Raw genomic sequence first — 23,539 nt, forward strand, 5'->3', positions numbered from 1 at the left:
CGCCACCGTGAGGAAGCATACTCTGGACTGAGTACGCCGAAAATGCCTTGCTCCGACGCCGGTTGCGCCGCAGTAGGTTTAAGAAAACGCTTTGTCGGGCCGACTGCCCGGCTTTACCACCGGAATACCTGCCCGGCACAGCGGGCACTCATCGGGTGCGTAGGTAGCCGCCGTTACCGGCAGCAGGGCAAAGTTCGGAAAACTTAGCTCAGCATTGCCCCCCGTGCGGTCAATTAAACTCACGACGGCCAAAATTTCTGCGCCCAGGCTGGTCAGCAGGCGGGCTACTTCGTTGGTGCTCTTGCCGGTAGTCACCACGTCTTCGGCAATGACAATTTTCTGCCCCGGCTCCACCGTGAAGCCGCGCCGTAGCGTCATCTGGCCCGTGTCGTCGCGCTCCGTAAAAATACCCGGGACGCCCAGCTGCCGGGCCAGCTCGTAGCCAATCACCACGCCGCCCATGGCCGGCCCCACCACCACGTCGGGCTGCAGGCCCGCGGCCCGTAGCTGCCGGGCCAGCTCCGCCGCGGCCGGCGCGGCCAGATCGGGGCGGCGCAGAAACCGGGCGCACTGCACGTAGGTATCGGAATGCAGACCAGACGACAGGCGGAAGTGCCCGCGCAGCAGCGCGTCTTCCTGCAGCAGCTGCTGCTCCAGGGTGGCGGGGGAGAAGGTGGTTGGGATGGAAGGCAAGGAGTAGGGAGTTCCTGGTTTGGTTGAAAAAGGACGTCATGCTGAGCGCAGTGAAGCATCTCGCGTGCTGACGGCAGATTAGTAATTCAACGAAGCGGGCGAGATGCTTCGACAAGCTCAGCATGACGCCATTTCAGCATGACCTTATGCATAGTACTACACCGCTACCGGCCGAAACTGGTTGATCTGCGCGACCAGCTCCCGCGCCGTGGCGCCGGCATCCGCCGCCTGCCACAACGCCCGCGACGTATTGATGAGCAGCCCTGAACCATCCGGCCGCAGGCCGGCGCGGAGAGTTGCGGCCAGATCACCGCCCTGGGCACCCACGCCGGGCACCAGAAACCACTGCTCCGGGCTCAGGCTGCGCAGCCGGGCTACGGCCGCGGCATTCGTCGCGCCTACCACCAGCCCGATGCCGCCGTGCTCCTCGTCGAGCTGGCGGGCCACGCCCGCGGCGCAGTCGGAAAGGTAGCCGCCCCGGGTCAGGGCCACATCCTGGAGGGAGTGCACGGGTTGGTTGGAGGTTTTGGCCAGCACGAACACCATCTTGCCGGGCCGGGCGAAGGGCACGATGGCGTCGTCGCCCATGTAGGGGTTCACCGTCACGCCATCGGCCCCTACCACGTCGTAGGCGAAGCGGGCGTAGTGGTCGGCGGTGTTGGCAATGTCGCCGAACTTGCCGTCCAGAATCACCGGAATACCGGCGGGAACACGCCGCACGGTTTCGCGCAGCAGCTTTACGCCGTCTTCCCGGCTCAGGAAAAAGGCCAGGTTGGGCTTAAAGGCCGCGGCATACCCGCTGGTCTGGTCAATAACTTCGGCCAGCCGGTGGGCGGCCTGGGTGTCGTCACCCACGGGGTCGAGGCCCACGCACAACAGCGTATTGGCGTCCTGCACCCGGTGAATCAGCTTTTCCATCGCGTCGATATAATTTCAGGTTTGAGGTTGGCGCATTCGGCCGCCAGCCGGGCCGTCAGGCCGGGTTCCAGCCATTCGCCGCTGGCAATCTGCACGGCGCTGGCGCCCACGCGCAGGTAGTCGGCGACGTGGCCGGCCGTGAAGATGCCGCCCGTACCGAAAATCGGGAGCGTAATCTGCTCGTCGTGGGCCAGCTCATACACGCAGCGCAGCGCCACCGGGCGCAGCGCCTCCCCCGACAGGCCACCTACCAGCGGCTCGGCCGTGGCATCGTCGGGCAGGTGGAGCGACTTCAAAATATTGGTAGCGGCCAGCGCCGTGGCACCGCCCTGCTGGGCCCCCAGAGCCAGGCCCCGGATATGGTCGGGCCACGGTGGCAGCTTCACCACGATACTGGCCGCCGGACCCAGCTCATTACGCACGGCCTCGGTAGCCTCGCGCACAAACCGGGGCGTGATGTCGGCCCCCTGGCCCGTCTCCGAGCAGGTGATGTACACTTCCACGCCCGCAATCTGGCGGCCGACTTCGCGCTGCAGGAAGCGGGCAATCTTGCGGAAGCCGGGGATACCCGGGGCCGTGATGCTGACCAGCACCGGCACACCGTAGCGCAGCAGGTGAGGCAAATGCTCCTGCACCAGAATTTCGGCGCTTTCGGTGCGCATGTTGGTGGCGTTGAGCAGGGTTTGCTCGTTCACCTGCCAGATGCCTTCCTCATAAAGTCCTGGTCGGGGCTCCATGGTGACGGTACGGGTGAAAATAGCGCCTAGCCGCTCGTAGCCGGCCCCTTCCAGCTGCCACGAGGCGGCCGCCAGACACACGGGATTTTGCAGCGTGAGAGTTCCTAGTTGCATGATTTCGCTCGTTAACTACCGGTGCCATCCAGAGCTGACGAATACTGCTAAGCGTGAGACGGCAGCCTCTTTTTTCACCAAAATTCTACCGCAATACGTCTCAGAACAGCCTCCGTCAGCTCAGGACAGCATGTTTTATTGCCTCACAATCAGCGCCCAGCCCAAAGCGGGCTACTGTAAAAGCAAAGCGCCCGGTGGTGGCCGGGCGCCCTGTTAACCAGTTCGTTAGATAACGTTGTCGCGGTTGATCAGGAACGGTACGCAGTCCCGGATGTCCGTCTGGCCGAGGATGAACTGGGCTACCCGGGCCATCCCCACGCCGGCACCCGAGTGCAGCTTCACATCATGCTCTTTGTGGAAATCGATGTACCAGTCGAAGTCCGACAGCTTCATGCCCTGCCGCAGCAGGCCTTCCAGCATGGAGGACGTCACCAGCTTGTGGCGCAGCTTCTCGGCGTCGAACTCGCGCTCGGCGGAGCCGGCCGATTCGCCGGCCAGGGGCAGCAGCAGGTCGGAGGAGTTTACCACGCGCGGGTCGTCGTCGTTGTTGCGCATATTGAAGAACTTGATGTCGGCGGGGTAGTGCGTCACGAACATCGGGCCCATCAGCTCGGTCAGGCGACCTTCGTGCGGTGCCTCGAGGTCGTCGCCCCACACCAGCTCGGGGAAGCCTTCGGTTTTGAGCAGCTCCACGGCATCAGCGTAGGTCATGCGCTCAAAGGTCAGGTTGGCCAGGTCGGCAGCGTCGCGGCCGAACAGGGCCAGCTCCTTGGCGCAATCCTGGGCTACCTGCTTCGAAGCCGTGGCGACGATACCGGCCAAGTGACCGAGCAGCTCGTCGAGACCACCGACGTGCTCGATTTCAAACAGGCTGAACTGCGCCAGGCGGCGGTTGTCGGCGTTCAGCTCCTTGCGGAAGCTCTGGATTTCGCCGTACACGCGGCCACCTTCCACGGCCTGGGTCAGCATCTCGATGTAGAGCTGGTTGGACTGGGGCAGAAACATCTTCTTGCCGTCGTACCAGTCGATAGTGAACAGCGTGTCGGTGTTTTCGCAGGCGCCGGTTACGCCCACAATATGGGGCATGTTGTGGATAGCCAGGAAGCCTTCCGACTCGACATACTTACGGGCGCCGCGGATCATGGCATCCCATACTTTAATCACGGCCATACGCTTGGGGTCCGTGCTCAGGTTCACGTTGCGAGTGGCGACGGGAGCGGCGGCTACCATCTGCTGGGCGAGGGTGGTGGTGTCGTTCATGAAGTTACCGGGTGTGAATGTGAGAAATTAGAAAATGCTGGGCCGCACGGTTGCCGATGCCCGAACCGAACGGGCATAAAAAAACCGCTTCGGAAACCGGAGCGGTGAACGGGGCAAAAACCGAGAAAATGGAAAAATTAACGGGGGAAAAGACCTTCCGGTCTTCTCGCAGGACGTCGATGTGGAGAGTCCCGCGCTTCATTACTTCTGGATAGAGAGGTGGAGCACGGTGCAAAAGTACTAATTGTTACCACTGACACTAACTTGGTAACATTAAGTTTATGTTACCAAAATGTTACGTTGCTCGCAACCACCCACTGCTGTCTCGTGAAAGCAAGGCACAGCATCAAGCATATGTAAAATACTGACTGGCAAATTTTTGCATACAAATAAATATTTCAGACCCGGTTTTTCAGATCCTTCCCTATCTTTGCTTCATCTAAGCAAAAGACAAATTCAACGCCATAACAGAGCAATAAAATTATTTAAAATAATACAATTTTATCATTTTGACGTCAAGAATGTTGCGAGCAACTGGTTTCCCCTTCCCCAACAGCAATCATTTCGGCTTTTCAACAGCGATGCTTCCATTTTTCAAGAGTTTGGGTGAGTCTCTCAGCTTCATCGTAGCGTAACAAATTCACAACAGACTGTTAATAGTTCAACCTGCCAGTAACCCGGTACTTTTGCTTCCGTCATATTTGCACCACCACTTTGCTTCCGTACTGTCATGAAAAAAGTGCTGTTTATTCTCTTGTTTGCTGGCTGGGCCAGCACCGCCGCGCAGGCTCAGAATAGCGCCGCCGCCGCTGTAGCCTACGCCGAGAACGTGCTGGCTGATGGTGCGGGCAAGGAAGCACTGTATAATCGGGCGGCGGAGTGGAGCACCAGCCACTTTGCGTACGGCCCCAAGACGGGAGCAAAAACCGATGCGGCCACGGGAATGGTGCGGGTAACGGGCACCGGCAAGGTGAAGCCCGTAACGCCAGCGGGCAAGGAACAGGAGATGCTGGTACGGTTCGACTTTGTATTTCGGGCCAGCGAAACCGGCTACGAATACAGCGTCGGCTCCTTTCGGCTCGTAGCTGACCCCAACAAGCCCGAAGAATCGGTGATGCTGAGCGACTACATCACCCAGCTCGCCGCCGAGCGCTCCAACACCCGCACTTTCAACGACCGCCGTGTGACGGCCCAGGCCACTGCGCTGGCCAGCGAAGTGGCCATGAGCTTCCGCTCCTATATGAACACGCTGCCTTCGGCGGAGGAAGGCATGGTTGGTGTGCCAGGCGCAGGCAAAGAGTAAGCTACACAGTCACATGTAGATCAAAACCACCTCTGGCTACGGCTGGAGGTGGTTTTGATCTACATACACTTATCTATTCCCCAACCGGCACCGGATAGCGCTCCAGTAGATGCAGGGTGCGCTCGGGCAGCTCGCGGGCGTCGAGCACGATAAATCCGTCGAGGGTATTGGAGAAGTTAGGGTCCAGATTGAAGCCCAGTAAATGAGCATTCTGCTTCAGGTAATGCCGTAGCAATACCGGAATGCCCGCGCCGCCGGGCTCGAAGGTGGCAATGAGCTTATGCAGATCCTGCACGGTAGTCAAGCCCGTTTGGAGCGTGGCGGGTATTTCCGTTGCGTCGAGCGGCCGGTAGCGGAACTGCTTCCGAGGCTTGACGAGGCACGCCAGATCGGCTCGGAAGTAGTGAGCGGTCAGAAAGTTGACCATCACGGCCCGCGACACGGTCGAGAAGCGGTTGCTGATGCTCACGGGGCCGATCAGGTAGCGGTATTCAGGGTGGCGGCTCAGGTATTCGGCTATGCCTTTCCACAGTAGCGCCAAGGGCTGGGGCTGCTTCTGGTACTCGGCCCGCACAAAGGAGCGGCCCAGCTCCAACGACTCGGCCAGGAAGGGCTCCAGCGCTTTGGCCATCCGAAACAAGGAGTGCAGGTAGAACCCGCGCCGCCCGTGGTGCCGCAGGATGGTGCGGCCCCGTCCTATCCGATACGCACCCACGATACGGCGGGTGGCGCGGTCATAGAGAAACAAGTGCCGGTAGTAGTCGTCGTAGCCATCCAGGTCGAGCGGCTGCTGGGTGCCTTCGCCTTCCCGGCGAAACGTCAGCTCGCGCAGCCGACCGATTTCCCGCAGCACGTGGGGCAGCTCGGCCTTGCTGGCAATATAGACCTCCCAGCTGCCCGTGCGCACCAGGCACCGCGTGGGCCGCAGCGCGTTGATGTCGGCTTCCACCAGAGCGGCGTCGGTTTCGGCCACTACGGGCACCGGGGCCGTGGCCGCCTCGGTGCTGCCGGGCGACGGGCTGGCACCCAGGGCAAATACCCGGGCCCGCACGTACGCCAACCCCTCGGGAGCCGCTATCTGAGCCAGCTCCCGGGGCATAATGGGACGGCCTACCCGCACTCGTATCGTTTGCCCGCGCTTGTTGAGCAGCTCGGCGGGCAGGCGGGCCGTTCGGAGCCACGGGTGCATGAGTCCCAACAGGCTGAAGGTTTCGCTGTTGTGCCCACTCAGCCAGACTGGCACGACCGGCACCCGCGCCACGCTGAGCAGCCGCCCGGCCGTGGGATGCCACTGGGCCTCCGCAGCCGCCTGAAACGGCCGCGGCCGACTTGCTACCTCACCAGCCGGAAACAGACCAATAGGAACTTCATTGTGCAGATAATGCAGCAGGCGGCGCACCCCTGGCACATTGCGGCCCGCTTTGGCCCGTTCGGGGTTCACCAAGATCAGATGATTGCTCAGCTGGGGCAGCAGCGGAGCCAGGGCTTCGTTGGCCACGATTCGAAAGTCGGGCCGTACCTCCGTCAGCACGTACAGCAACACCAAACCATCGACCAAGCCACACGGGTGATTGCCGACGGCCACAAAGCTGCCGGTGCGGGCCAGCTGCCGCAGCTCCGCCGCATCGTACTCGATGGTGATGCCCAGGCTCCGGAGCAGGCTCCCGATAAACTCCCGGCCCTGCAGGTGGGCGCTTTGCTTATACAGCAGCTCCAATTCCCGCACGCGGGCTAGTTGGTCCAGCATGGGCCGGAGCAGTTCCTGGGAACGCCGCCCCAGGAAGGACGGATAGGGAAAGCTAGAAGCAGACAGTAGATCCATCGGTGGGAAGCCATACCGGCCCGGGACACTCGGGCAGCGGCGGATCAACAAATTTCACGAGCGGGTATTGACTGAGCGTTACCACCGTATTACGAATCCGTTAAGAGCGAGCTGCTTACCCCTTATAAAACGCGAAAAGCCGCGTTGCAGCGCGGCTTTTCGGTATTCACCACCTTTCACTATAAGTATGGAGCACAACGAGCAATACAACAGTTACATAGAGAAGCATCCGGCACCACTCTGCGCCGGAGGAATTCGCCTGCTACAATATAGCAAAAAGGCCCTGACGACCAAGCAGGTAATCAGGGCCTTTTCAGGCTAGCTCATCAGCAGAAATCAGCTCGTGGGGCCGCTGTCTACGCGGGCTTCGATGGTGGCCTGCACCGTAGCGGACACGGCCGACAGAATGTTGTAGCCCGTAGCCTGCTCGATGGCATCTACCGACGTGCGGTATACGCCCCAGCTCGTGTTCAGCGCGTTGTCGTTGGGCGTGTTGATGGCAATAATGCGGGTGCTGGTCGTGACGCGGCTGGCATCGGAGCTACCCTCGGGCAATACCACGATTACCTTCCAGCAGCGGTTCGGCACCGTTACGCGGCCCGCGTCGAGCGTCGTTTTGTAGCCAGCCGAACCCGTGCCGCCCGTGCCGTAGCTACCGCAGATAACGTACAGCTCGTTGCCCTGACTTACGAGGGTACGGCAATAGTTTTCCAGATTGGCCCAGGTCCGTTGGTTGTTATTGGGGGCCTGGGGCATCATGTTGGTCATCAGAAAGGTAGCCGAGTTGTCGGCTACCGAGCCCGTACGGTCGGCTGAAGGGCAGTTGTGGCCCCGGTCGAAGCCCGAGCCAGTGTAGCTGGAGCTCGTGGGCCGGTACCAGCCGGAAGGCAAGGTAGCGTCGGCGGCAAAGTTATCCTGGCGCGGCGTGCTACCCAGCCAGGCGCTGCTCAAATGCCAGCTCACCCAGTTCGGAATGCCCCGGTCGCGGTGATACGACAGCGCAAACTGCGACTTCGACAATAGGTAGTTGGTGTAGCTAGTGGTGCTGGTGGTGGCTCCGCTGGGGTTACCCATAGTCAGGTGGCTGTCGCGGGTGGCATCAAAGCTCTGGGCAACTGTAGTAGGAGCGTTTGGCGCTACGGTTTCATCCTTGGAACACGAAATAGCCAGGGTGCCGAGCAGGCCAAAGCTAAGCAAGCGGTAGAGGGTACGCTTCATGTAGGAGGAGTTTGGTTGGGTGAAAAAAAGGAGAGAAAAGAAAGAATTGGTATAGGTCAGAAATCGGGTGCAAAGATGCCGGAAATGGCATGTAAATATGTTACCCAAATATTACCATTTTTATTCTCTATAAGGAATACAGCAGTGCATAAGCAGGTGCTAAGCAGATAAAATATTGCACTAACCGGCCCAAAACACCCTATTCAGCTTGTGAGACGCATTTTAACTAGACTAATTACAGAACAGGTGACATAATTATGCACATACTATATCCTGCATATATCCTACCAACACGAAGACGGATACCACAAGTTGATAGAATTAATTCCTGACTACATTTTATGTACTGCTGGACCGCCAGATAGAGTTATTGCGAGATATAGCTCACCAAAAAGTCACGCTACCACTGGTAGCGGGACCTGGGCTGCGTATGCTGCTAAGACGCTTAAAACAGCTGGCTGCTACCGCCCCGTTATGAGCAGGCGCTGGCTGGCTACCCGACGGCCGACGGCATCCGTCAATACTACATGATATACTCCCGGGCCGAGCTTGTCGGGCGGCAGTAGTAGCACCTGCTGGCTGGCTGGCGCGGCCCACACTTTAGTGCCCAGGTTGCCATACACACTCACCACCGAGCCCTGGGTGGGAGCCGAAACCAGTTGGACCCTGATTTCCTGCGCTACGGCCGCCGGGTTTGGGTACACATCCATTGCCGTTGCAGACTGGTTCCTCCAGCTCACGACCACTACCGGCGACAGGTGTTCGGCACCATCCACATCGACCTGGCGCAGGCGGTAATATAGCGACGTAGGGCTCTGGCTGGCGGCTGCTTCGTCGCGGAACCGGTAGGCCACGCCCCGAGCGCTGGTGCCGGCCCCAGCCACCTGCCCGATGGCCAAGAAGGCCGTTGTGGTGCCTACCGCGCGCTCAATAGCGAAGTGTTTGTTTTGCTTTTCCGAAGCAGTTTGCCACGTAAGCTCCACGCCACCTTCTGTTACTCGGCCCTGAAAAGCGCGTAGCTCCACGGGCAGCGGCACAGCCGGCGGGCCCACTTCGGTCGGGAAAGCCGGATTTGGATCATCGGCGAAGGCGTAGAAGATCTGAGCGGCGGAGAACAGGCCCACACCGCCGGTTATTTCTACCTCTACCCACTCAAAATCCTGGGTGGTCAGAAAGGCCAGCTCGTGTCGGTTGTCGCCTACCAAACCCAGATCGGCGAGGGTGGTGGTAGTCGAGCTTTCGATGAGGCGGCTACCGTTAGCCCCGCCGTAGGTGTTGATGCGGATATTTTGGAGCAGCGTCGCATTGAGGAGCGCATCGTTGGTACGCAGCACGATACCGGCGCGGTTGCCGGCTTTGCCGCCGCCATTCAGGCGCAACTTGAGCTTATAGGTACCCAGCGCCAACACGGGGAAACGAACCTCGGCGAAATCAGACTCGGAGAAGACGTTGTCGGCGGCTCTCTGGGGGTTGCTGGAGCTACAGCCCAGGCACGCAAGGCCGTTGGCAGCTTCCTGGTATTCGGTGTTGCGCTTGGGCTGGATGAAGTCCGAGAGTACTGGCATGTCATCTTCGAAAGCCCGAGGCTCGATGCCAAAACCGTAATACACTTGCAGCGTGTTCAGGGCGCTGGCCAGTGCATGTTGCTTGATTTCGACCCGGTCGAAGGCAGTGCCCGACTTGAAGCTGACCTGGTAGCGGTTGTCCGGCAGCAAGGTCAGCTCGAGCAGGTCGGCTCCGATGCGGCTTTCCTGGGCCACGCCATTCAGGTAGGTCGTTACTTGCAGCGAGTTGAGGACGTTCAAATCCAGTACCCCGCCGTTGCCAATCACGAAGCCTGCCTGATAGCCGGACGGCGCCTGTCCTTCCAGCTTCACCTGGAGCGCGGCCGAGCAATTGCCGACGCCCGCTACCGTCGTCAGCGTAGCAAAGTTGGTCAGGCCACGGTCTACCGCGTTGCCCGGGTTCGTCACGCCCGTTCCGACGCAGACTGCCACCGGGCCGCCGCCGGTGTTCACGGCATAGTCGCTGGCCAGCGGCTCCGTGCTGCGCGACAGATAGCCCAAGGCTGTGGTAAACTGCGTGTTGGCCGGCACTCCGTAGGCATAGAGCACCCGAATGGTATTCACGCCATTCACACTACCACTCACGATAATTTCCAGCTGATCGAACGGCTTTGCGGCCACGAACTCCAGCCGAACGCGGCTATCCGACAACGCCGTGCTGCTGACGGCGGCATCGTTGGCCACCAGCTCCTGCTGCTGACTTCCGTTCAGATAGGTACGCAGCGTGAGCGTAGCCAGGGCACCGGCATTGAGCTCATTACCGCTGCTGATTACCAGCCCAGCCCGGTAGTTAGCCGGGGCAGTGCCCGAGAGGCGCAAGGCCAGCCCTACGCCCCCTCCCAGCACGCCGAGCGTGTTCTGAATGGTAGCATAATTGTCGAGGTCGGTATCGGCGGCCCGCTCGGGATTAGCCACCAGGCACGTGATACAGATGCCGGAGTTTGTGGAACTGGTGCGGTAGTTTTGGGGGGAAGTCGGTACCGCAAACGAAGAATAATAGGGCTGCCCGGTTTGCGCCAGCGTGCTGTGGCCCTGCAGCAACCCCGCTAAGCACACACCTAGCACTTGGAAGTAAAATAGCCTTTTCATAATCGTGAGGTGAGCAGCCGCACATACGGGCTGATGCCTCGCACAAGTACAATGGTTCGGCCAAGCCGCAAGCCAATGCACAATTCATTGTATATCAATTATTTATAAACATTGTTAATAGTTTATATTATCCCGTTGCTGGATAATCATTCCAACTTTGAGAATATCTATACAAACGCTTATTATGAAGCTGTAGCGCAATTGTAAGCACTTGTGACCTGCTTTCTGAGCGGTACTTTTTCCCGGAAATATTGAGCATTTCAGCTGTAGCAGCTTTTTCCCGTTTTGGAATACTCTATTTCGTTTACCCGGCGGTAGATTACATCCCACTAGACCAAACAGTTGAGCATAATTTTCCTCCGAAATCTAATTTTCCTCCGCAATCTAAACCACCATTCTCCACGTATTACTACCCGGTGTTGGCTGGCTTTGCGGGGCTGTTCGGCGGGGTCACGCACCTACCGACGATACTGTTCCTTGCGGGCAACCCACCACGCATAGCATCCTATCTATCAATCGTCAAATCATAAACATTCACATTGCCTTATATTCCTCAGCATACGCTTTTACTTTTACATCTCAGAACCACCTCGTCGCACCTAGCCAAACTTCCACAGCTACCCTATAGCTACATATATCAAGCGGTTAGCTCTTCTTCTCCCTCACCTCTTACTAGCAGTGAAGTACCTATTTCTGCGCCGACAAAAGTCGTGAAGCGCTAGATTTCTCCCTAAGTAGCCCTCATTTATATGCCTATTTCTACTCCTGTTCATATATTTATTGTTGAGGATAACGCCTGGTACGGCGAGCTGCTCGAGTACCGGCTTTCTCAGAATCCTGACCACCATATTCGGCGTTTCACTACCGTCCAGGCCTGCCTCGACAACCTTGGCGACAAGCCCGACCTCATCACCCTGGACTTCTCCCTGCCCGATGGCCAAGGCGACCAGGTCCTGCGCCTGATTAAGGAACGGCACCCGGAGGTGGCGGTTATTGTTATTTCGGGCCAGGAAGACGTGCGCACTGCCATCAGCCTCTTGCACCAGGGTGCCTACGACTACCTGGTGAAGGACGACGAAACCCTGGACCGACTCTGGAACTCGGTCGGCAACGTGCAGAAACAACTGCAGCTGCGCCGCGAAAACGAGCAGCTGCGGGCCCAGATCGGCCAGAAATATGATCCGCAACGCGCTATTCTGGGTGAAAGTCAGCAGATCAAACACCTTTTTGCCTTAATCGATAAAGCGGGCCGCGCCAATATTTCCGTGTCCTTGAGCGGCGAAACCGGCACGGGCAAGGAGCTGGTGGCCAAAGCTATTCACTTCCGCTCCGAGCGGCGCGACCGGCCTTTTGTGGCCGTCAACGTGGCCGCTATTCCGGGTGAGCTACTGGAAAGTGAGCTGTTTGGGCACGAAAAAGGCGCTTTCACTGGCGCCGTCAACCGCCGGATCGGCCGGTTTGAGGAAGCAAACAAAGGCACCATCTTCCTGGACGAAATCTCGGAGCTGGACCTGAGCCTGCAAGCCAAGCTGCTGCGGGTGCTGCAAGAGCGGGAAGTGGTGCGCGTGGGCAGCAATGCTCCCATTGCCTTCGATGCCCGCCTGATGGTGGCCACCCACCGCAATCTGGAGCAGGAAGTGCGGGAGGGCCGCTTCCGCGAAGACCTGTACTACCGCCTGTTGGGCCTGCCCATCATGCTGCCGCCCTTGCGCGAGCGGGGAGCCGACATTCTGCTGCTGGCCAACTCGTTCCTGCAGGATTTTTGCCGCCAGAACAGCATGGTAGCCTGCACGCTCTCAGACCAGGCTCAGGCGTTACTGCTGCAGTATAACTTCCCGGGCAACGTGCGGGAGCTGAAGGCGGTGATGGAGCTAGCGGCGGTGCTGGCCGAGGGCGAGGTCATCCAGCCCCAAGACTTGTCGCTACGGGGCGAGCGGCCGCAGGGCGTGGCCCTGGCCGACTCCGGAGCCGATGAGTCGCTGCGCCACCAGACGGCGGCCATCGTGCAGCGCTATCTGCAGGCATATAATGGAAATATTCTGCAAGTAGCGGCCCGCCTGCAAATCGGGAAGTCTACTATTTACCGTATGCTTCAGAACAAGGAGATTACCCTCTCATAATCTGAATCGTAGCGCCCCGCAGTATGGATTCAATAGTGTATCGGCAGCTGCGGCGACGCCTGCACCAGGCGCAGCGCCACCAAGCCGCCGCCCAGCTTGAACTGCAAACGCTACGCACCCACACTGAGCAGCAGAAAGCGGCGGCAGCTCAGCAGACCGATGCCCTGCTCCAAACCGTCAGCACGGGTCTGCTGGTTGAAAACCCGCAGGGAGTGGTAAGCCTCAATATCCGGCTGTGCCAGCTCCTACACTTACCCGAACCGCCCCACGCGTACCTCGGGCAAACGAGCCAGAAAGTATTTGGGCAGGCCCAACACAGCTTTGCGGACCCCCGCCAAGCCCAGGCCCAAATGGCCGCCGCCGTAGCGGGCCAAACCCAGGTGAAGGGAATGCTGCAGCACCTGGCTAATGGCACCATCCTCCAAGTCGATTATTTGCCCGTGGTGCAGCGTGGCGAAACGGTGCTTCACCTCTGGAGCTATGAGGAAGTAACCCAGCAGCAGCGCACGCTGCTGCATGTGCAGGAACTCTCGCGGCTGGCGGAAGAGTGCCCCAACCCAATTGTCTGCTTCGCGCCCGATGGCCGGGCCCGGTATGCCAACTCGGCCGCCCAGCCTGTTCTGACGGCTCTCGAAAACCCAGTGGAAGCTGAGTGCCACAGCTTTCTGCGCACTGAGATTCGGGCAGCGCTGGCAGCCGGGCAGCCCCGCGTGTACGAGCATAGCCTGGGCACGGTACTTTATCTGTGGACGATAGCGCCTCTACCCCAGGAAATGGGTGTGAATGTGTACCTGACCGACATTACGGCCCGCCACCGGGCGGAGCGGGAGCTGGAGCACAGCCAGCTTTTTGCCCGGCGCATCACCGATACGATTCCGAACCTAGTATTTCTGTTCGATCTGGATGAGGGGCGGCTGCTGTACTGCAACGGCCAAAGCCAGCCGCTGCTGGGCTACACCGACGTGGAGATGATGACCCTGGGCTCGCGCCTGCTGCCCACGCTGCTCACCCCGGCCAGCTTACGGGCCGTGCAGCAGCGCGGCTCCGAGCTGGCCCAGACGGCCGACGGACAAACCTTGGAGTCGGAGTACCAGGTGCGGCACCGGGACGGCAGCTGGCGCTGGATGAAAATCAAAAGCACGCCCTTCACGCGCCACACCGATGGCCGGGTGCAGCAGATGGTGGCCAGCGCCGAGGATATTACGGCCCGCAGAATCATGGAAGCGGAGCTGCGCCAAAGCCAGCTATTTGTGGAGCGGCTGGCCAGCATGGTGCCCAACCTGATTTACATCTTCGACATTGAGCAGGACCGCAATGTGTACTGCAACCAGTTCGTTGAAAAAGTGCTGGGCTATTCGGTCGCCGACTTGCAGTCGATGGGCACCAGCCTACTGGCTCAGTTTGCGCCCCCCGACCAGCTAGTGCTGCTACAGGACCACTTTGCGCAGGTAGCCCAGTGCGCCGACAGCGAAACCCGCTCGCTGGAGCTCTATTTGCTTCACCGCGACGGTAGCCTGCGGTGGCTGCGCCTGACCAACACGCCCTTCGAGCGAGATTCGACCGGAGCCGTGCGGCTGGTAGTGGGTGCCGGGGAGGATATTACCTATTGGAAGGTATCGGAGCAGCAGCGGCGGGCCGCCAACCAGCGGCTGGCCGAGCAAAACCATTTGTTCCGCCAAGTTATTGACACCACGCCCCACCTGATTTACCTCAAAGACGGCGACGGCAACTATCTGCTAGCCAACCAGGCCACGGCCGACCTCTACGGCCTGAGCGTGGAGCGCATCGTGCAAACCAACGCGGCCCGGCTACCGCTGCTCCCCGAGGAATCGGCTCGCTACCTGCGCACCGACCGGCAGGTTATTGCAGACCAGCGCGAGCTGGTAATGGAAGAAACCTTTACCCGCCCTACGGGTGAAACCGTGTGGTTTCACAGCATTAAGCGCCCTTTTCAGTTAGCTGATGGCACTATTCAGGTGCTGGGCGTCGACAGCAATATCACGGCCCTGAAGCAGACCCAGCAGGCCCTGCGCCTAGCCAAGGAGGTAGCCGAGGAGAATGCCCGGGTGAAACAGGACTTTCTGGCCAACATGAGCCACGAAATTCGCACGCCCATGAACGGCATTCTGGGGCTGGCCGGGCTGCTGCACAAAACTCCACTCGATGAGCGCCAGAGCCAGTACCTGGAACACATTCGCCACTCGGCCGAGCACCTTTTGGTGGTTATCAACGATATTTTGGCCATGGCTCAGCTCGGCTCGGGCAAAGTCAGGCTGGAAACTACCGCTTTCGACCTGCGCGAAGTGCTGATTGCCTGCCGCCAGCTGCTGCTGCCCAAAGCCGCCGAGCGAGGCATCGACCTGGAGCTCGAGCTGCCGCCCGCCGAAGTACCGACGCTGGTTATCGGTGACCCCTACCGGCTCCGGCAAATCCTGCTGAATCTGCTCAGCAACGCAGTCAAGTTCACTGAGCGGGGCCAGGTGCTGCTCACCTGTCGGCGACTGAGCGGCCCGGCAGAGCCGCCCGCATTTCAGTTTGCCGTCCTCGACACGGGTATCGGCATTGCGGCGCACCAGCTGGAGCAGGTGTTCGAATCGTTTGCGCAGGCTACCGCCAGCACGGCCCGCGAGTATGGCGGCTCCGGGCTGGGGCTCAGCATTTCGCGCGGCTTGGTAGAGTTGCTGGGCGGCACCCTCACCGTAGAAAGCCGATTGCACGAAGGCAGCACATTTCGGTTTACGCTGCCGTTTGAGCGGGCCGAGCTGCTTACGCAGCCGCAGCCCCTGCCACTGGCCACCGAGCCCGACTACCGTAGCCTAGGCCCACGGCGGATTCTGCTGGCCGAAGACAACGCGGTAAATCAGTTTTTGGTGGAGGCCCAGCTGCGCGACTGGGGCTGCCACGTCGATATTGCTGCCAACGGCCGGGAAGCCCAGCTACTTTTTCAGCAACACCGCTACGATGCCGTGCTTATGGACATTCAGATGCCGGGCCTCGACGGCGTCGCTACCACACGGCTGCTGCGCGACCACCCGGCCCCCGAGCGCGCCGCTACGCCCGTCATTGCCCTAACAGCTCACGCCATGCGCGGCGAGGCCGAGCGCTACCGAGCAGCAGGGTTCAATGGCTACATTGCCAAACCGTTCCGCGAGGAAGACTTATATCGGACCCTGGCCCACGTGCTGTCCCACCCAGCCCCGGCTCTCATTCAACTCCCAGCCGCCGCCGCCGCAACATTGTATGATTTGCGCAGCATCAGAGAGCTGACTCATGGCAACGAGGAGTTTGTGGGCCGTTTGGTACAAATTTTCATTCAGACAACACCACCTATTATTGCCACACTGGAGCAAGCCCTGCACCAGCGCGACTGGCAGGCATTGAGGGCCACTGCCCACCACCTCAAAAGCTCCTTTAGCGGCCTGCATATTCACGTCCTGTGTGAGGCCGTGCGCCATCTGGAAGCCGTAGCGGAACCCTCCGACTCCGACTTGACCACCATTCAAGGACTCGTACAGCAGATCCGGACTGTCACGGAACAGGTAATTGTTCAGCTCCAACAGGAGTTTCCTGCTTTAGGCCGCGTACCTTTGTAGCCTTCGTAACTAGGACTTTTCCTGTTCGGCTATGTCAGACTCACTTTCTCCATCCATTACCGTTGATGCCGTCGTCATTGGGGCCGGGCAGGCCGGACTGGCGGCGGCTTACTACCTACAGCAGCACCAGCAGCGGTTTGTCATTCTGGATGAGCGGACGGCAGTCGGCGACGTGTGGGCCGCGCGATTTGATACTTTGAAGCTATTTTCTCCAGCTTGGGTGAGTGGCTTGCCGGGCTACGCGTGGTCGGGCAACCCGCTACGCTACCCCAGCAAGGAGGATGCGGCGGCTTATCTGCGCCAGTACGCCGCGCATTTTCACTTTCCGCTGGCGCTCGGGCAGCGCGTGGTGCGGGTAGCCCCGGCGGCGCACCAGCCCGGCTATGAAGTGCACACAGCGGCCGGCCAGCGGTACCAGGCTCGCCATGTCATTGTCTGCACGGGAGCCTACAATGCGCCTTGCCTGCCCGAATTCGCCCCTCAGCTGGATTCCTCGGTGCTTCAGCTGCACAGCAGTGCCTACCGCAGAGCCTCGCTGCTCGCCGGGCAGGGCCCGGTAGCCGTAGTGGGCAGCGGCAACTCAGCCCTGCAGATTGCCGCCGACCTAGCCTCTACGGGCCGGCCGGTGTATGCCGCTTACAAAGAGCGGACGCCCCACTTGCCAAACAACACGGCCATGTGGGTTTTCTTACGGTCGACGGGCCTGCTGAAAGCTTCTCGCCACTCCCACATCGGCCAGCGCCTGTTCGAGCGCCCCGAGCCAGTCGTGAGTTCTGACCTGGCGCGGCTGCGCCGCTTTCCCAATGTTCATTTTATCGGCAAAGCCCTGGCCGTTGAGGCGGGCACCCAGCTACGCGGCCGCCACGCGCTGACGCCGCCACTCGAAGCAGTGGTGTGGGCTACCGGCTACGGCCCGGCTTTCGACTGGATCGACGTTCCGGTATTCGACGCCGCCGGCGAGCCTCAGCACCATCGGGGCCTCACGGCCGCGCCGGGAATAGCCTTTCTGGGGTTGCCATGGCTCAACACCCGCAGCTCGGCGTTGATGGGCGGCGTGGGAGCCGATGCCCAGTATGTCGTCGACACATTGCTGAAAAGCACATAATTATGGTGAAACCCAACGCGGGCTTTTCAGGTTAACAATTCAGTAACCAATTGCAGGTCATCAACCATACTGTTTGTTTGACACCGCTGCGGGTCATACTTGGTTTTGCCTTACTCATTTCCCCTTATGTCGTTGCTCATCTTCAGCGGGCTCTTGTTAGCCACCGCTCTGCTCGCCCTGAATACGCTTGACAACCTGAAGGAACTGCTCAAGCCCGCTCCCATTCGTATCCGGTCGCGCAACGAGCGCTAAGCCGACGCCTTTACCGGCAATGGTAGTGGGGGGCCGAAGACGATTTTCAGGAGTCGCTTCGCTTCGACAACAGGAGCCGTAAAAACAAAAAAGCAGTCCTTTCGGGCTGCTTTTTTGTTTGGTATGATGAGGTAATGTTCCTAACGGATCACCAGCTTACGCATTTCGCTGGCTCTTTCACCTTCCAGCTTCACGTAGTACAAGCCGCTGGCAAACTTGCTCAGGTCCAATGTTTTGGGGCCATTCAGCTCGGTAATGGTTTCTCGGTAGATAACGGTGCCAATAACATTGAGAATGCGCAGCTCCAACCGGCGACCTTCAAAGCCGTTGATAGCAATATGCACGATGCCGTTGCTGGGGTTTGGATACACCAGAAATGACTTTTCATCGGTTCCTTTGGGGGCGGGCAGCGGGCGCCCGGCGGGCTGAGCTACGGCCATGGGCACGGCGCTCCGGACGAAGCCGAAACCGAGCACGAGTAGCAGACAAAAAAAGCGTAAACGTTGCATCATAGCGAACTGTAGAGTGGAAGCGGGCGCGAGTACAATAGTACCTACAATAACGACTGGCGCTTGATTAGGTTGGCAAAGATAATACGGAATATGCATTAGAGTTACGAAATATAACTACGCGCTGATAAAAGATTTACTTACAGCTTCTCTCTCACCCTGTTACTACCCTAATTAAGTTGGACGTTCTCATTATTGGCGGCGGTTTGGGCGGACTTACCGCTGCCCTGGATTTGCGACAGCGCGGCCACGCCGTGACGGTGGTCGAGCGCAAGCGCTACCCCTTTCATAAAGTGTGCGGCGAATATGTATCCAACGAGGTGCTGCCGTATCTGCGGCGGCTGGGCGTTGACCCCGCCCCGCTGCGGCCGGCGGCCATTTCGCGCTTTCTACTCAGCTCGCCCGCTGGTCGCACGCTCTCCTGCCCGCTCGATCTGGGCGGCTTCGGGGTGAGCCGCTACGCGCTGGACTACTTCCTGTTTCAGCAGGCCGAGGCGCGCGGGGTGGTGTTTCAGCAGCAGGCTACCGTGACCGACGTAACGTTTGATGCCGCTACAAACCAGCACCAGGTAGCGCTGGCTGATGGCCGCCTGTTGACGGCGCGCGTGGTGCTGGGTGCCTATGGCAAGCGCGCCAACCTGGACCGGCAGCTGCAACGAGCATTTTTTCAGCAACGCTCGCCCTACATTGGGGTCAAGTACCACCTGCGGCTCGATTTTGCGCGTGATACCATCGCGCTCCACAATTTCGCCGACGGCTACGCGGGTCTTTCAGCCATCGAGGACGATAAGTATTGCTTTTGCTACCTCACTACCCGCCAGAATCTGAAAGCGCACGGCACCATCGAAGCCATGCAGGAGCAGGTGCTGGCCCGCAACCCCTACCTGCGGGCCGTGCTGCGCGACGCGGAGTTTCTCTACGACCAGCCCGAGGTTATCAATGAGATATCCTTTTCCCCAAAAAACCCAGTGGAAAGCCACGTTCTGATGTGCGGCGACGCGGCTGGCCTGATTACGCCGCTCTGTGGCAACGGCATGGCGATGGCCATGCACGGGGCCGAGCGGGCCTCTTTTCACATCGATGCGTTTCTGCGAAGCCGCTACACCCGCCCGGGCCTGGAAGCCGCCTACGCCCAGGATTGGCAGCAGCACTTCGGGCCGCGCCTGTGGGTGGGGCGGGCGGTGCAGCGCCTGTTTGGGCGGCCCCTGGTAAGCGAAGCCGTAATCGGGGGCATGCGCTACTGGCCCGCCGGGGTGCAGGCCCTGATGCGCCGCACCCACGGAGTCGCCTTTTGAGCTCTAAACCGCCCGCCAATTAGTTTGTCGGACCGCTAAGCCGAACCGACGGTAATTCCGTATACTGCCCTCAATGACGAGCTACCTCTGTGCCATTGGCACTGCTACCCCGCCCCATCTTATTCCTCAGTCACAGATTGCCACCTTTATGGCTGAGGGCCTCCAACTCGATACCAACGAAACGCGCAAGTTGCGGGCGTTGTACCGCGTTACCGGCATTGCGCAGCGCTACTCAGTGCTGGCCGACTATGGCCGCACAAACGGTGATTTTGACTTTTTCCCCAACACCCCCGATCTGGAGCCTTTCCCGACGGTGGGCCAGCGCATGGGCGCTTACCGCCAGTACGCGCTGCCGCTGTCGGTGGAGGCGGTGAAGAACTGTATGCAGCAGGTTCCGGAGGTGCAGATGAGTGCTATTACGCACCTTATCACGGTTAGCTGCACGGGCATGTACGCACCGGGGCTCGATATTGAGTTGGTGGCCAGCCTGGGACTGAACTCCAGCGTGCGGCGTACCTGCGTTAATTTCATGGGCTGCTACGCGGCTTTTAATGCCCTGAAGCTGGCCCAGGCCTTCTGCCTGGCCGATCCGGCGGCGAAGGTGCTGCTGGTGTGCACGGAGCTGTGTACCATTCACTTTCAGAAGAACAAGGAAGAAGATCATCTGGTGTCCAATGCCTTATTCGGCGACGGCTCGGCGGCGGCCTTGGTGCAGGCTCAGCCCGCCCAAAGCGGCTACAGCCTGAGCCTGGAAGCCTTCCATTGCGCGCTGGAGCCCGACGGCCACGCCGACATGGCCTGGCACATTAATGACTTTGGGTTCGAAATGACGCTTTCGTCCTACGTTCCCCGCATGATCCAGAAAGGAATCCGGCAGCTTACCGATGGGTTGCTGCGCAAGCTGCCCGTGCAGCTCCAAGATATTCATGCCTTTGCCATTCATCCGGGCGGGCGCAAAATTCTGGAAACCATTGAGAAAGAGCTTAATATAACAACCCACGACAACCGATTCGCCTACCAGGTATTGCGCGACTACGGCAATATGTCGTCGGCGACGGTGCTGTTTGTGCTGCGCGAGCTGTTACAGTCGCTCACGCCAGCCGAGGCCAATGCGCCAGTGCTTAGCTTCGCCTTCGGACCGGGGCTCACGCTGGAAGCCATGCTGCTTCAGGTTCATTCTGCGTAGCTGCACCATGCCCGACCTAAGCTGCCGCGCCACCGAGGAGGAGTTGATGGACGATTTGTCGCTGGCTTCCGACGCGCTGCGGCAGAACCTCGACGAGCTGGAAACCATCAATACCTGGCTGGGCGGCTACCGGGTGGTGCTCAATGGCCTGAACCGGCTACGACCCCGTTTCCCGCAGGGCCGCGCCGTGCGGGTGGCCGACCTAGGCAGCGGCGGCGGCGACACCCTACGCCACATTGCTGGCTGGGCCCGCCGGCAGGCGGTAGCCGTAGAGCTGGTAGGCGTTGATGCCAATGCCTTTATGATTTCCTATGCGAAGGATAAGGCCACCGGGTTTCCCGAAATCAGCTTTCAGCAGCAGGATATCTTCGCCCAGGAATTTCGGCAACAGCCTTTCGATATTATTACCTGTAGCCTGTTTTGCCACCATTTTTCCAGCGAGGCGCTGGCCGTGCTGCTCCGGCAGCTGAAAGAGCAGGCCAGCGTAGGCATTATCATCAATGACTTGCACCGGCAGCCGCTGGCCTACTATAGTATTAAGTGGCTGACGCGCTTGTTTCGGGGCTCCTATCTGGTGCAAAACGATGCGCCGCTGTCGGTGGCGCGGGCTTTCACGCGCCGGGAGTGGCAGGATATTCTGCGGGCGGCGGGCATCGGGCGCTACTCGCTGCGCTGGCGCTGGGCTTTCCGCTGGCAGGTTATTTTTTAGCTCGCGCCCGCCGCTTGTGGCTACCCGAACAGCTCGGCCGCCAGCCGGAAGGTGTTGGCGTGCGCCTCTACGATATCGGCGATGCGCACCGAGTAGCCGCCACCCATGCACACCACCACCGGCAGCCGATGCTGCTGGCAAAGGCGCAGCACCAACTGGTCGCGCTGGCGGCAGCCCTCGCGCGTGAGGCCCAGGTGGCCCAGCTTATCGGTGGCCAGTACATCGACACCAGCCAGGTAAAACACGAAGTCGGGCTGTACTTCGTCGAGTAGGCGTGGCAGCGTGTCGCCCAGCAGCCGCAGGTACGTGGCATCGTCGGTGCCGTCGGCCAGCGGCAAGTCCAGGTCCGACTGCTCTTTGCGATGCGGGTAGTTGCGAGCCCCGTGCATGCTGAATGTAAACACGCGCGGCTGGTGCCGAAACAGAGCCGCCGTACCATTACCCTGGTGCACGTCGAGGTCTACGATGAGGATTTTACCAACCCCTGGCTCATGCGCCAGCAGGTAGTTGGCAGCAATGGCTTGGTCGTTTAGCAAACAGAATCCTTCGCCCCGGTCGGCAAACGCGTGGTGGGTGCCGCCGGCAATATTGAGCGCAATACCGTGTTGCAGCGCCCGCAAAGCACATTCTATGGTACCGCCCAGAATGGTAACCTCGCGCTCAATAAGCTGCTCCGACCACGGAAAACCCGTGGCTCGCTCTTCCTGGCGCGTGAGCTGCCCGGCCAGGAGCCGCTGGTAATACGCCACCGCGTGGGTGCGCAGTATTTCAGCTTCGGGCGGCGGCGTTGGAACAAAAAAGCTGGCTTCCGACACGATACCTTCCCGTAGGAGCTGCTCAGGCAACAGCTCATACTTGAGCATCGGAAAGCGGTGATTTTCGGGCAGTGGATGCGCGTAGAGCGGAGCCCAAGCAATAGAGAGCATAGAAACCGGGGAGGTAGGTAGAGAATTGCCCAAAAACAACAATACCCACCGGATGAGGGTGGGTATTGGAGGCGTGATGTGGGACATACTGGGCTCGAACCAGTGACCCCTACCTTGTCGAGGTAGTGCTCTGAACCAACTGAGCTAATATCCCATCAAACACTCTGGCGGCGGCCGGAAAGCGCCAAAGATACGGGCTCCGGGCATTCATCCTACTCGGGAGAGCAAGAATTTTTTCAGTGGAACAGCGCTGCGGCGTAACCTTCTCCCCAAGGGCAAGTATAGTCGCATACACCTGCTCGCCTGCAGCTTCGAAACGGCAGCTGTGTACCCACACCACCAGATATTTCTTGCTCCCATGAAAAAAGTTACTGCTCTGCTCGCGCTTTCTTTGGCCAGCCTTTCCACCTTCGCCCAAACGACCGGCCCGGTTGGGGTGCGTACCTCCACCGACTACGATGCCGGCACCTCCGACTCCCGCAACACTGGCTTCGGCATTAAGGGCGGCTTCAACCTGGCTGACGTATACGGCGACGATAAAAAGAACTTCACCGGCAGCTCTAACTCCAAGACCTTCCACGCCGGCCTGTACTTGCAATACGGCTTCAACAGCCGCCTCTCCATTCAGCCCGAGCTACTCTATAGCCGTCAGGGCTTCCAGGGCAAGTCGACCAACACGCCCACTGCCGGCACGCCCACCACGGTGAACGACCGCCGCCTCGACTATCTGCAGGTGCCCGTGCTGCTGGTGTTCAATATCCTGGACAACGTCAGCGTCCACGCCGGCCCGCAGGTTTCGCTGCTGACCAAGGTTACGGAAGACGGCAGGGAGCGTAAGATTGCTAATGAAGGCAACATCTACGGCTACAGCTATACCAGCTTCGACTACGGTCTTTCGGCTGGTGCCGAAGCCCGCGTAGGACCCGCCCGCGTGGGTGCCCGCTACACGGCTGGCTTCAACGAAATCATTAAGGATCAGCTGGCCACCTCGGGCAGCAAGACCTTGACTGACATTAAGAACAGCGTGTTTCAGGTGTACGTCGGCGTTGGTTTCACCCGATAAACCCCTGTCCTACTTACAAAAAAGGGAAGCCTCACCGGCTTCCCTTTTTTGTGCCCTACCTT

18 protein-coding genes and 1 tRNA gene are annotated in these 23,539 nt (G+C 59.7%); 9 read left to right on the top strand and 10 right to left on the bottom strand.

Features of this window, described 5'->3' with window-relative positions:
• Nucleotides 1–78 precede the first annotated feature (78 nt).
• The 4 genes from pyrE to E5J99_RS14775 all read right to left on the bottom strand — a co-directional run bounded on the left by pyrE (nucleotide 79) and on the right by E5J99_RS14775 (nucleotide 3,722).
• Entirely contained in the window at nucleotides 79–693 is a 615-nt protein-coding gene (gene pyrE, locus E5J99_RS14760) for an orotate phosphoribosyltransferase (protein WP_135498586.1), read from the bottom strand.
• Nucleotides 694–849: 156 nt separating this feature from the next.
• Nucleotides 850–1,611: an orotidine-5'-phosphate decarboxylase gene (gene pyrF, locus E5J99_RS14765; RefSeq protein ID WP_135498587.1), complete on the bottom strand. Its 762-nt coding sequence runs from the start codon at nucleotides 1,609–1,611 to the stop codon at nucleotides 850–852.
• Nucleotides 1,599–2,462 (bottom strand): dihydroorotate dehydrogenase, encoded by an 864-nt coding sequence (locus E5J99_RS14770; protein WP_135498588.1) that lies wholly within the window; start codon nucleotides 2,460–2,462, stop codon nucleotides 1,599–1,601. The genes pyrF and E5J99_RS14770 overlap by 13 nt, the downstream gene beginning before the upstream one ends.
• A gap of 225 nt (nucleotides 2,463–2,687) precedes the next feature.
• The gene (locus E5J99_RS14775) at nucleotides 2,688–3,722 is read right to left on the bottom strand and encodes an amino acid--tRNA ligase-related protein (protein WP_135498589.1); all 1,035 of its coding nucleotides are present in this window, start codon (nucleotides 3,720–3,722) and stop codon (nucleotides 2,688–2,690) included.
• A 730-nt stretch (nucleotides 3,723–4,452) separates the two neighbouring features.
• Between E5J99_RS14775 and E5J99_RS14780 the strand changes: the two genes are divergently transcribed.
• Nucleotides 4,453–5,025: a DUF4468 domain-containing protein gene (locus E5J99_RS14780; RefSeq protein ID WP_135498590.1), complete on the top strand. Its 573-nt coding sequence runs from the start codon at nucleotides 4,453–4,455 to the stop codon at nucleotides 5,023–5,025.
• A gap of 73 nt (nucleotides 5,026–5,098) precedes the next feature.
• Here the strand turns inward: E5J99_RS14780 and E5J99_RS14785 are convergent, their stop codons facing one another.
• The 3 genes from E5J99_RS14785 to E5J99_RS14795 all read right to left on the bottom strand — a co-directional run bounded on the left by E5J99_RS14785 (nucleotide 5,099) and on the right by E5J99_RS14795 (nucleotide 10,719).
• On the bottom strand, nucleotides 5,099–6,772 hold the full coding sequence (locus E5J99_RS14785) for a lysophospholipid acyltransferase family protein (RefSeq protein ID WP_167852153.1): 1,674 nt from the start codon (nucleotides 6,770–6,772) through the stop codon (nucleotides 5,099–5,101).
• A gap of 411 nt (nucleotides 6,773–7,183) precedes the next feature.
• Complete coding sequence (locus tag E5J99_RS14790; RefSeq protein WP_135498592.1) at nucleotides 7,184–8,065, bottom strand: DNA/RNA non-specific endonuclease; 882 nt, start codon at nucleotides 8,063–8,065, stop codon at nucleotides 7,184–7,186.
• A gap of 461 nt (nucleotides 8,066–8,526) precedes the next feature.
• The gene (locus tag E5J99_RS14795) at nucleotides 8,527–10,719 is read right to left on the bottom strand and encodes a fibronectin type III domain-containing protein (protein ID WP_135498593.1); all 2,193 of its coding nucleotides are present in this window, start codon (nucleotides 10,717–10,719) and stop codon (nucleotides 8,527–8,529) included.
• Between the two features lie 749 nt (nucleotides 10,720–11,468).
• On the opposite strand from E5J99_RS14795, the gene E5J99_RS14800 reads away from it, so the two are divergent.
• The 4 genes from E5J99_RS14800 to E5J99_RS22060 all read left to right on the top strand — a co-directional run bounded on the left by E5J99_RS14800 (nucleotide 11,469) and on the right by E5J99_RS22060 (nucleotide 17,789).
• Nucleotides 11,469–12,839: a sigma-54-dependent transcriptional regulator gene (locus E5J99_RS14800; RefSeq protein ID WP_135498594.1), complete on the top strand. Its 1,371-nt coding sequence runs from the start codon at nucleotides 11,469–11,471 to the stop codon at nucleotides 12,837–12,839.
• Nucleotides 12,840–12,862: 23 nt separating this feature from the next.
• The gene (locus tag E5J99_RS14805) at nucleotides 12,863–16,432 is read left to right on the top strand and encodes a PAS domain-containing hybrid sensor histidine kinase/response regulator (protein ID WP_135498595.1); all 3,570 of its coding nucleotides are present in this window, start codon (nucleotides 12,863–12,865) and stop codon (nucleotides 16,430–16,432) included.
• Nucleotides 16,433–16,463: 31 nt separating this feature from the next.
• On the top strand, nucleotides 16,464–17,537 hold the full coding sequence (locus E5J99_RS14810) for a flavin-containing monooxygenase (RefSeq protein ID WP_135498596.1): 1,074 nt from the start codon (nucleotides 16,464–16,466) through the stop codon (nucleotides 17,535–17,537).
• Nucleotides 17,538–17,663: 126 nt separating this feature from the next.
• The gene (locus E5J99_RS22060) at nucleotides 17,664–17,789 is read left to right on the top strand and encodes a hypothetical protein (protein ID WP_262713021.1); all 126 of its coding nucleotides are present in this window, start codon (nucleotides 17,664–17,666) and stop codon (nucleotides 17,787–17,789) included.
• A gap of 140 nt (nucleotides 17,790–17,929) precedes the next feature.
• Here the strand turns inward: E5J99_RS22060 and E5J99_RS14815 are convergent, their stop codons facing one another.
• A complete protein-coding gene (locus E5J99_RS14815; protein WP_167852154.1) occupies nucleotides 17,930–18,301 on the bottom strand; it encodes a T9SS type A sorting domain-containing protein in 372 nt (123 codons plus the stop codon).
• 176 nt (nucleotides 18,302–18,477) lie between these two features.
• Here E5J99_RS14815 and E5J99_RS14820 point away from each other — a divergent pair, with 176 nt between their 5' ends.
• The 3 genes from E5J99_RS14820 (at nucleotide 18,478) to E5J99_RS14830 (ending at nucleotide 21,488) form a co-directional block, all read left to right on the top strand.
• Nucleotides 18,478–19,593, top strand: a complete 1,116-nt coding sequence (locus E5J99_RS14820; RefSeq protein ID WP_135498598.1) for an NAD(P)/FAD-dependent oxidoreductase — start codon at nucleotides 18,478–18,480, stop codon at nucleotides 19,591–19,593.
• Nucleotides 19,594–19,666: 73 nt separating this feature from the next.
• A complete protein-coding gene (locus tag E5J99_RS14825; RefSeq protein ID WP_135498599.1) occupies nucleotides 19,667–20,779 on the top strand; it encodes a type III polyketide synthase in 1,113 nt (370 codons plus the stop codon).
• 7 nt (nucleotides 20,780–20,786) lie between these two features.
• Nucleotides 20,787–21,488, top strand: a complete 702-nt coding sequence (locus E5J99_RS14830; RefSeq protein WP_135498600.1) for a methyltransferase domain-containing protein — start codon at nucleotides 20,787–20,789, stop codon at nucleotides 21,486–21,488.
• Between the two features lie 20 nt (nucleotides 21,489–21,508).
• Here the strand turns inward: E5J99_RS14830 and E5J99_RS14835 are convergent, their stop codons facing one another.
• Both E5J99_RS14835 and E5J99_RS14840 read right to left on the bottom strand, forming a co-directional pair.
• A complete protein-coding gene (locus E5J99_RS14835) occupies nucleotides 21,509–22,414 on the bottom strand; it encodes a histone deacetylase family protein (protein WP_135498601.1) in 906 nt (301 codons plus the stop codon).
• Between the two features lie 79 nt (nucleotides 22,415–22,493).
• Nucleotides 22,494–22,568: transfer RNA gene (locus E5J99_RS14840), tRNA-Val, on the bottom strand.
• 204 nt (nucleotides 22,569–22,772) lie between these two features.
• On the opposite strand from E5J99_RS14840, the gene E5J99_RS14845 reads away from it, so the two are divergent.
• Complete coding sequence (locus E5J99_RS14845) at nucleotides 22,773–23,477, top strand: porin family protein (protein WP_135498602.1); 705 nt, start codon at nucleotides 22,773–22,775, stop codon at nucleotides 23,475–23,477.
• The last annotated feature ends 62 nt before the right edge of the window (nucleotides 23,478–23,539 follow it).

It is taken from the genome of Hymenobacter elongatus, assembly GCF_004745955.1.
GTDB lineage: Bacteria > Bacteroidota > Bacteroidia > Cytophagales > Hymenobacteraceae > Hymenobacter > Hymenobacter elongatus.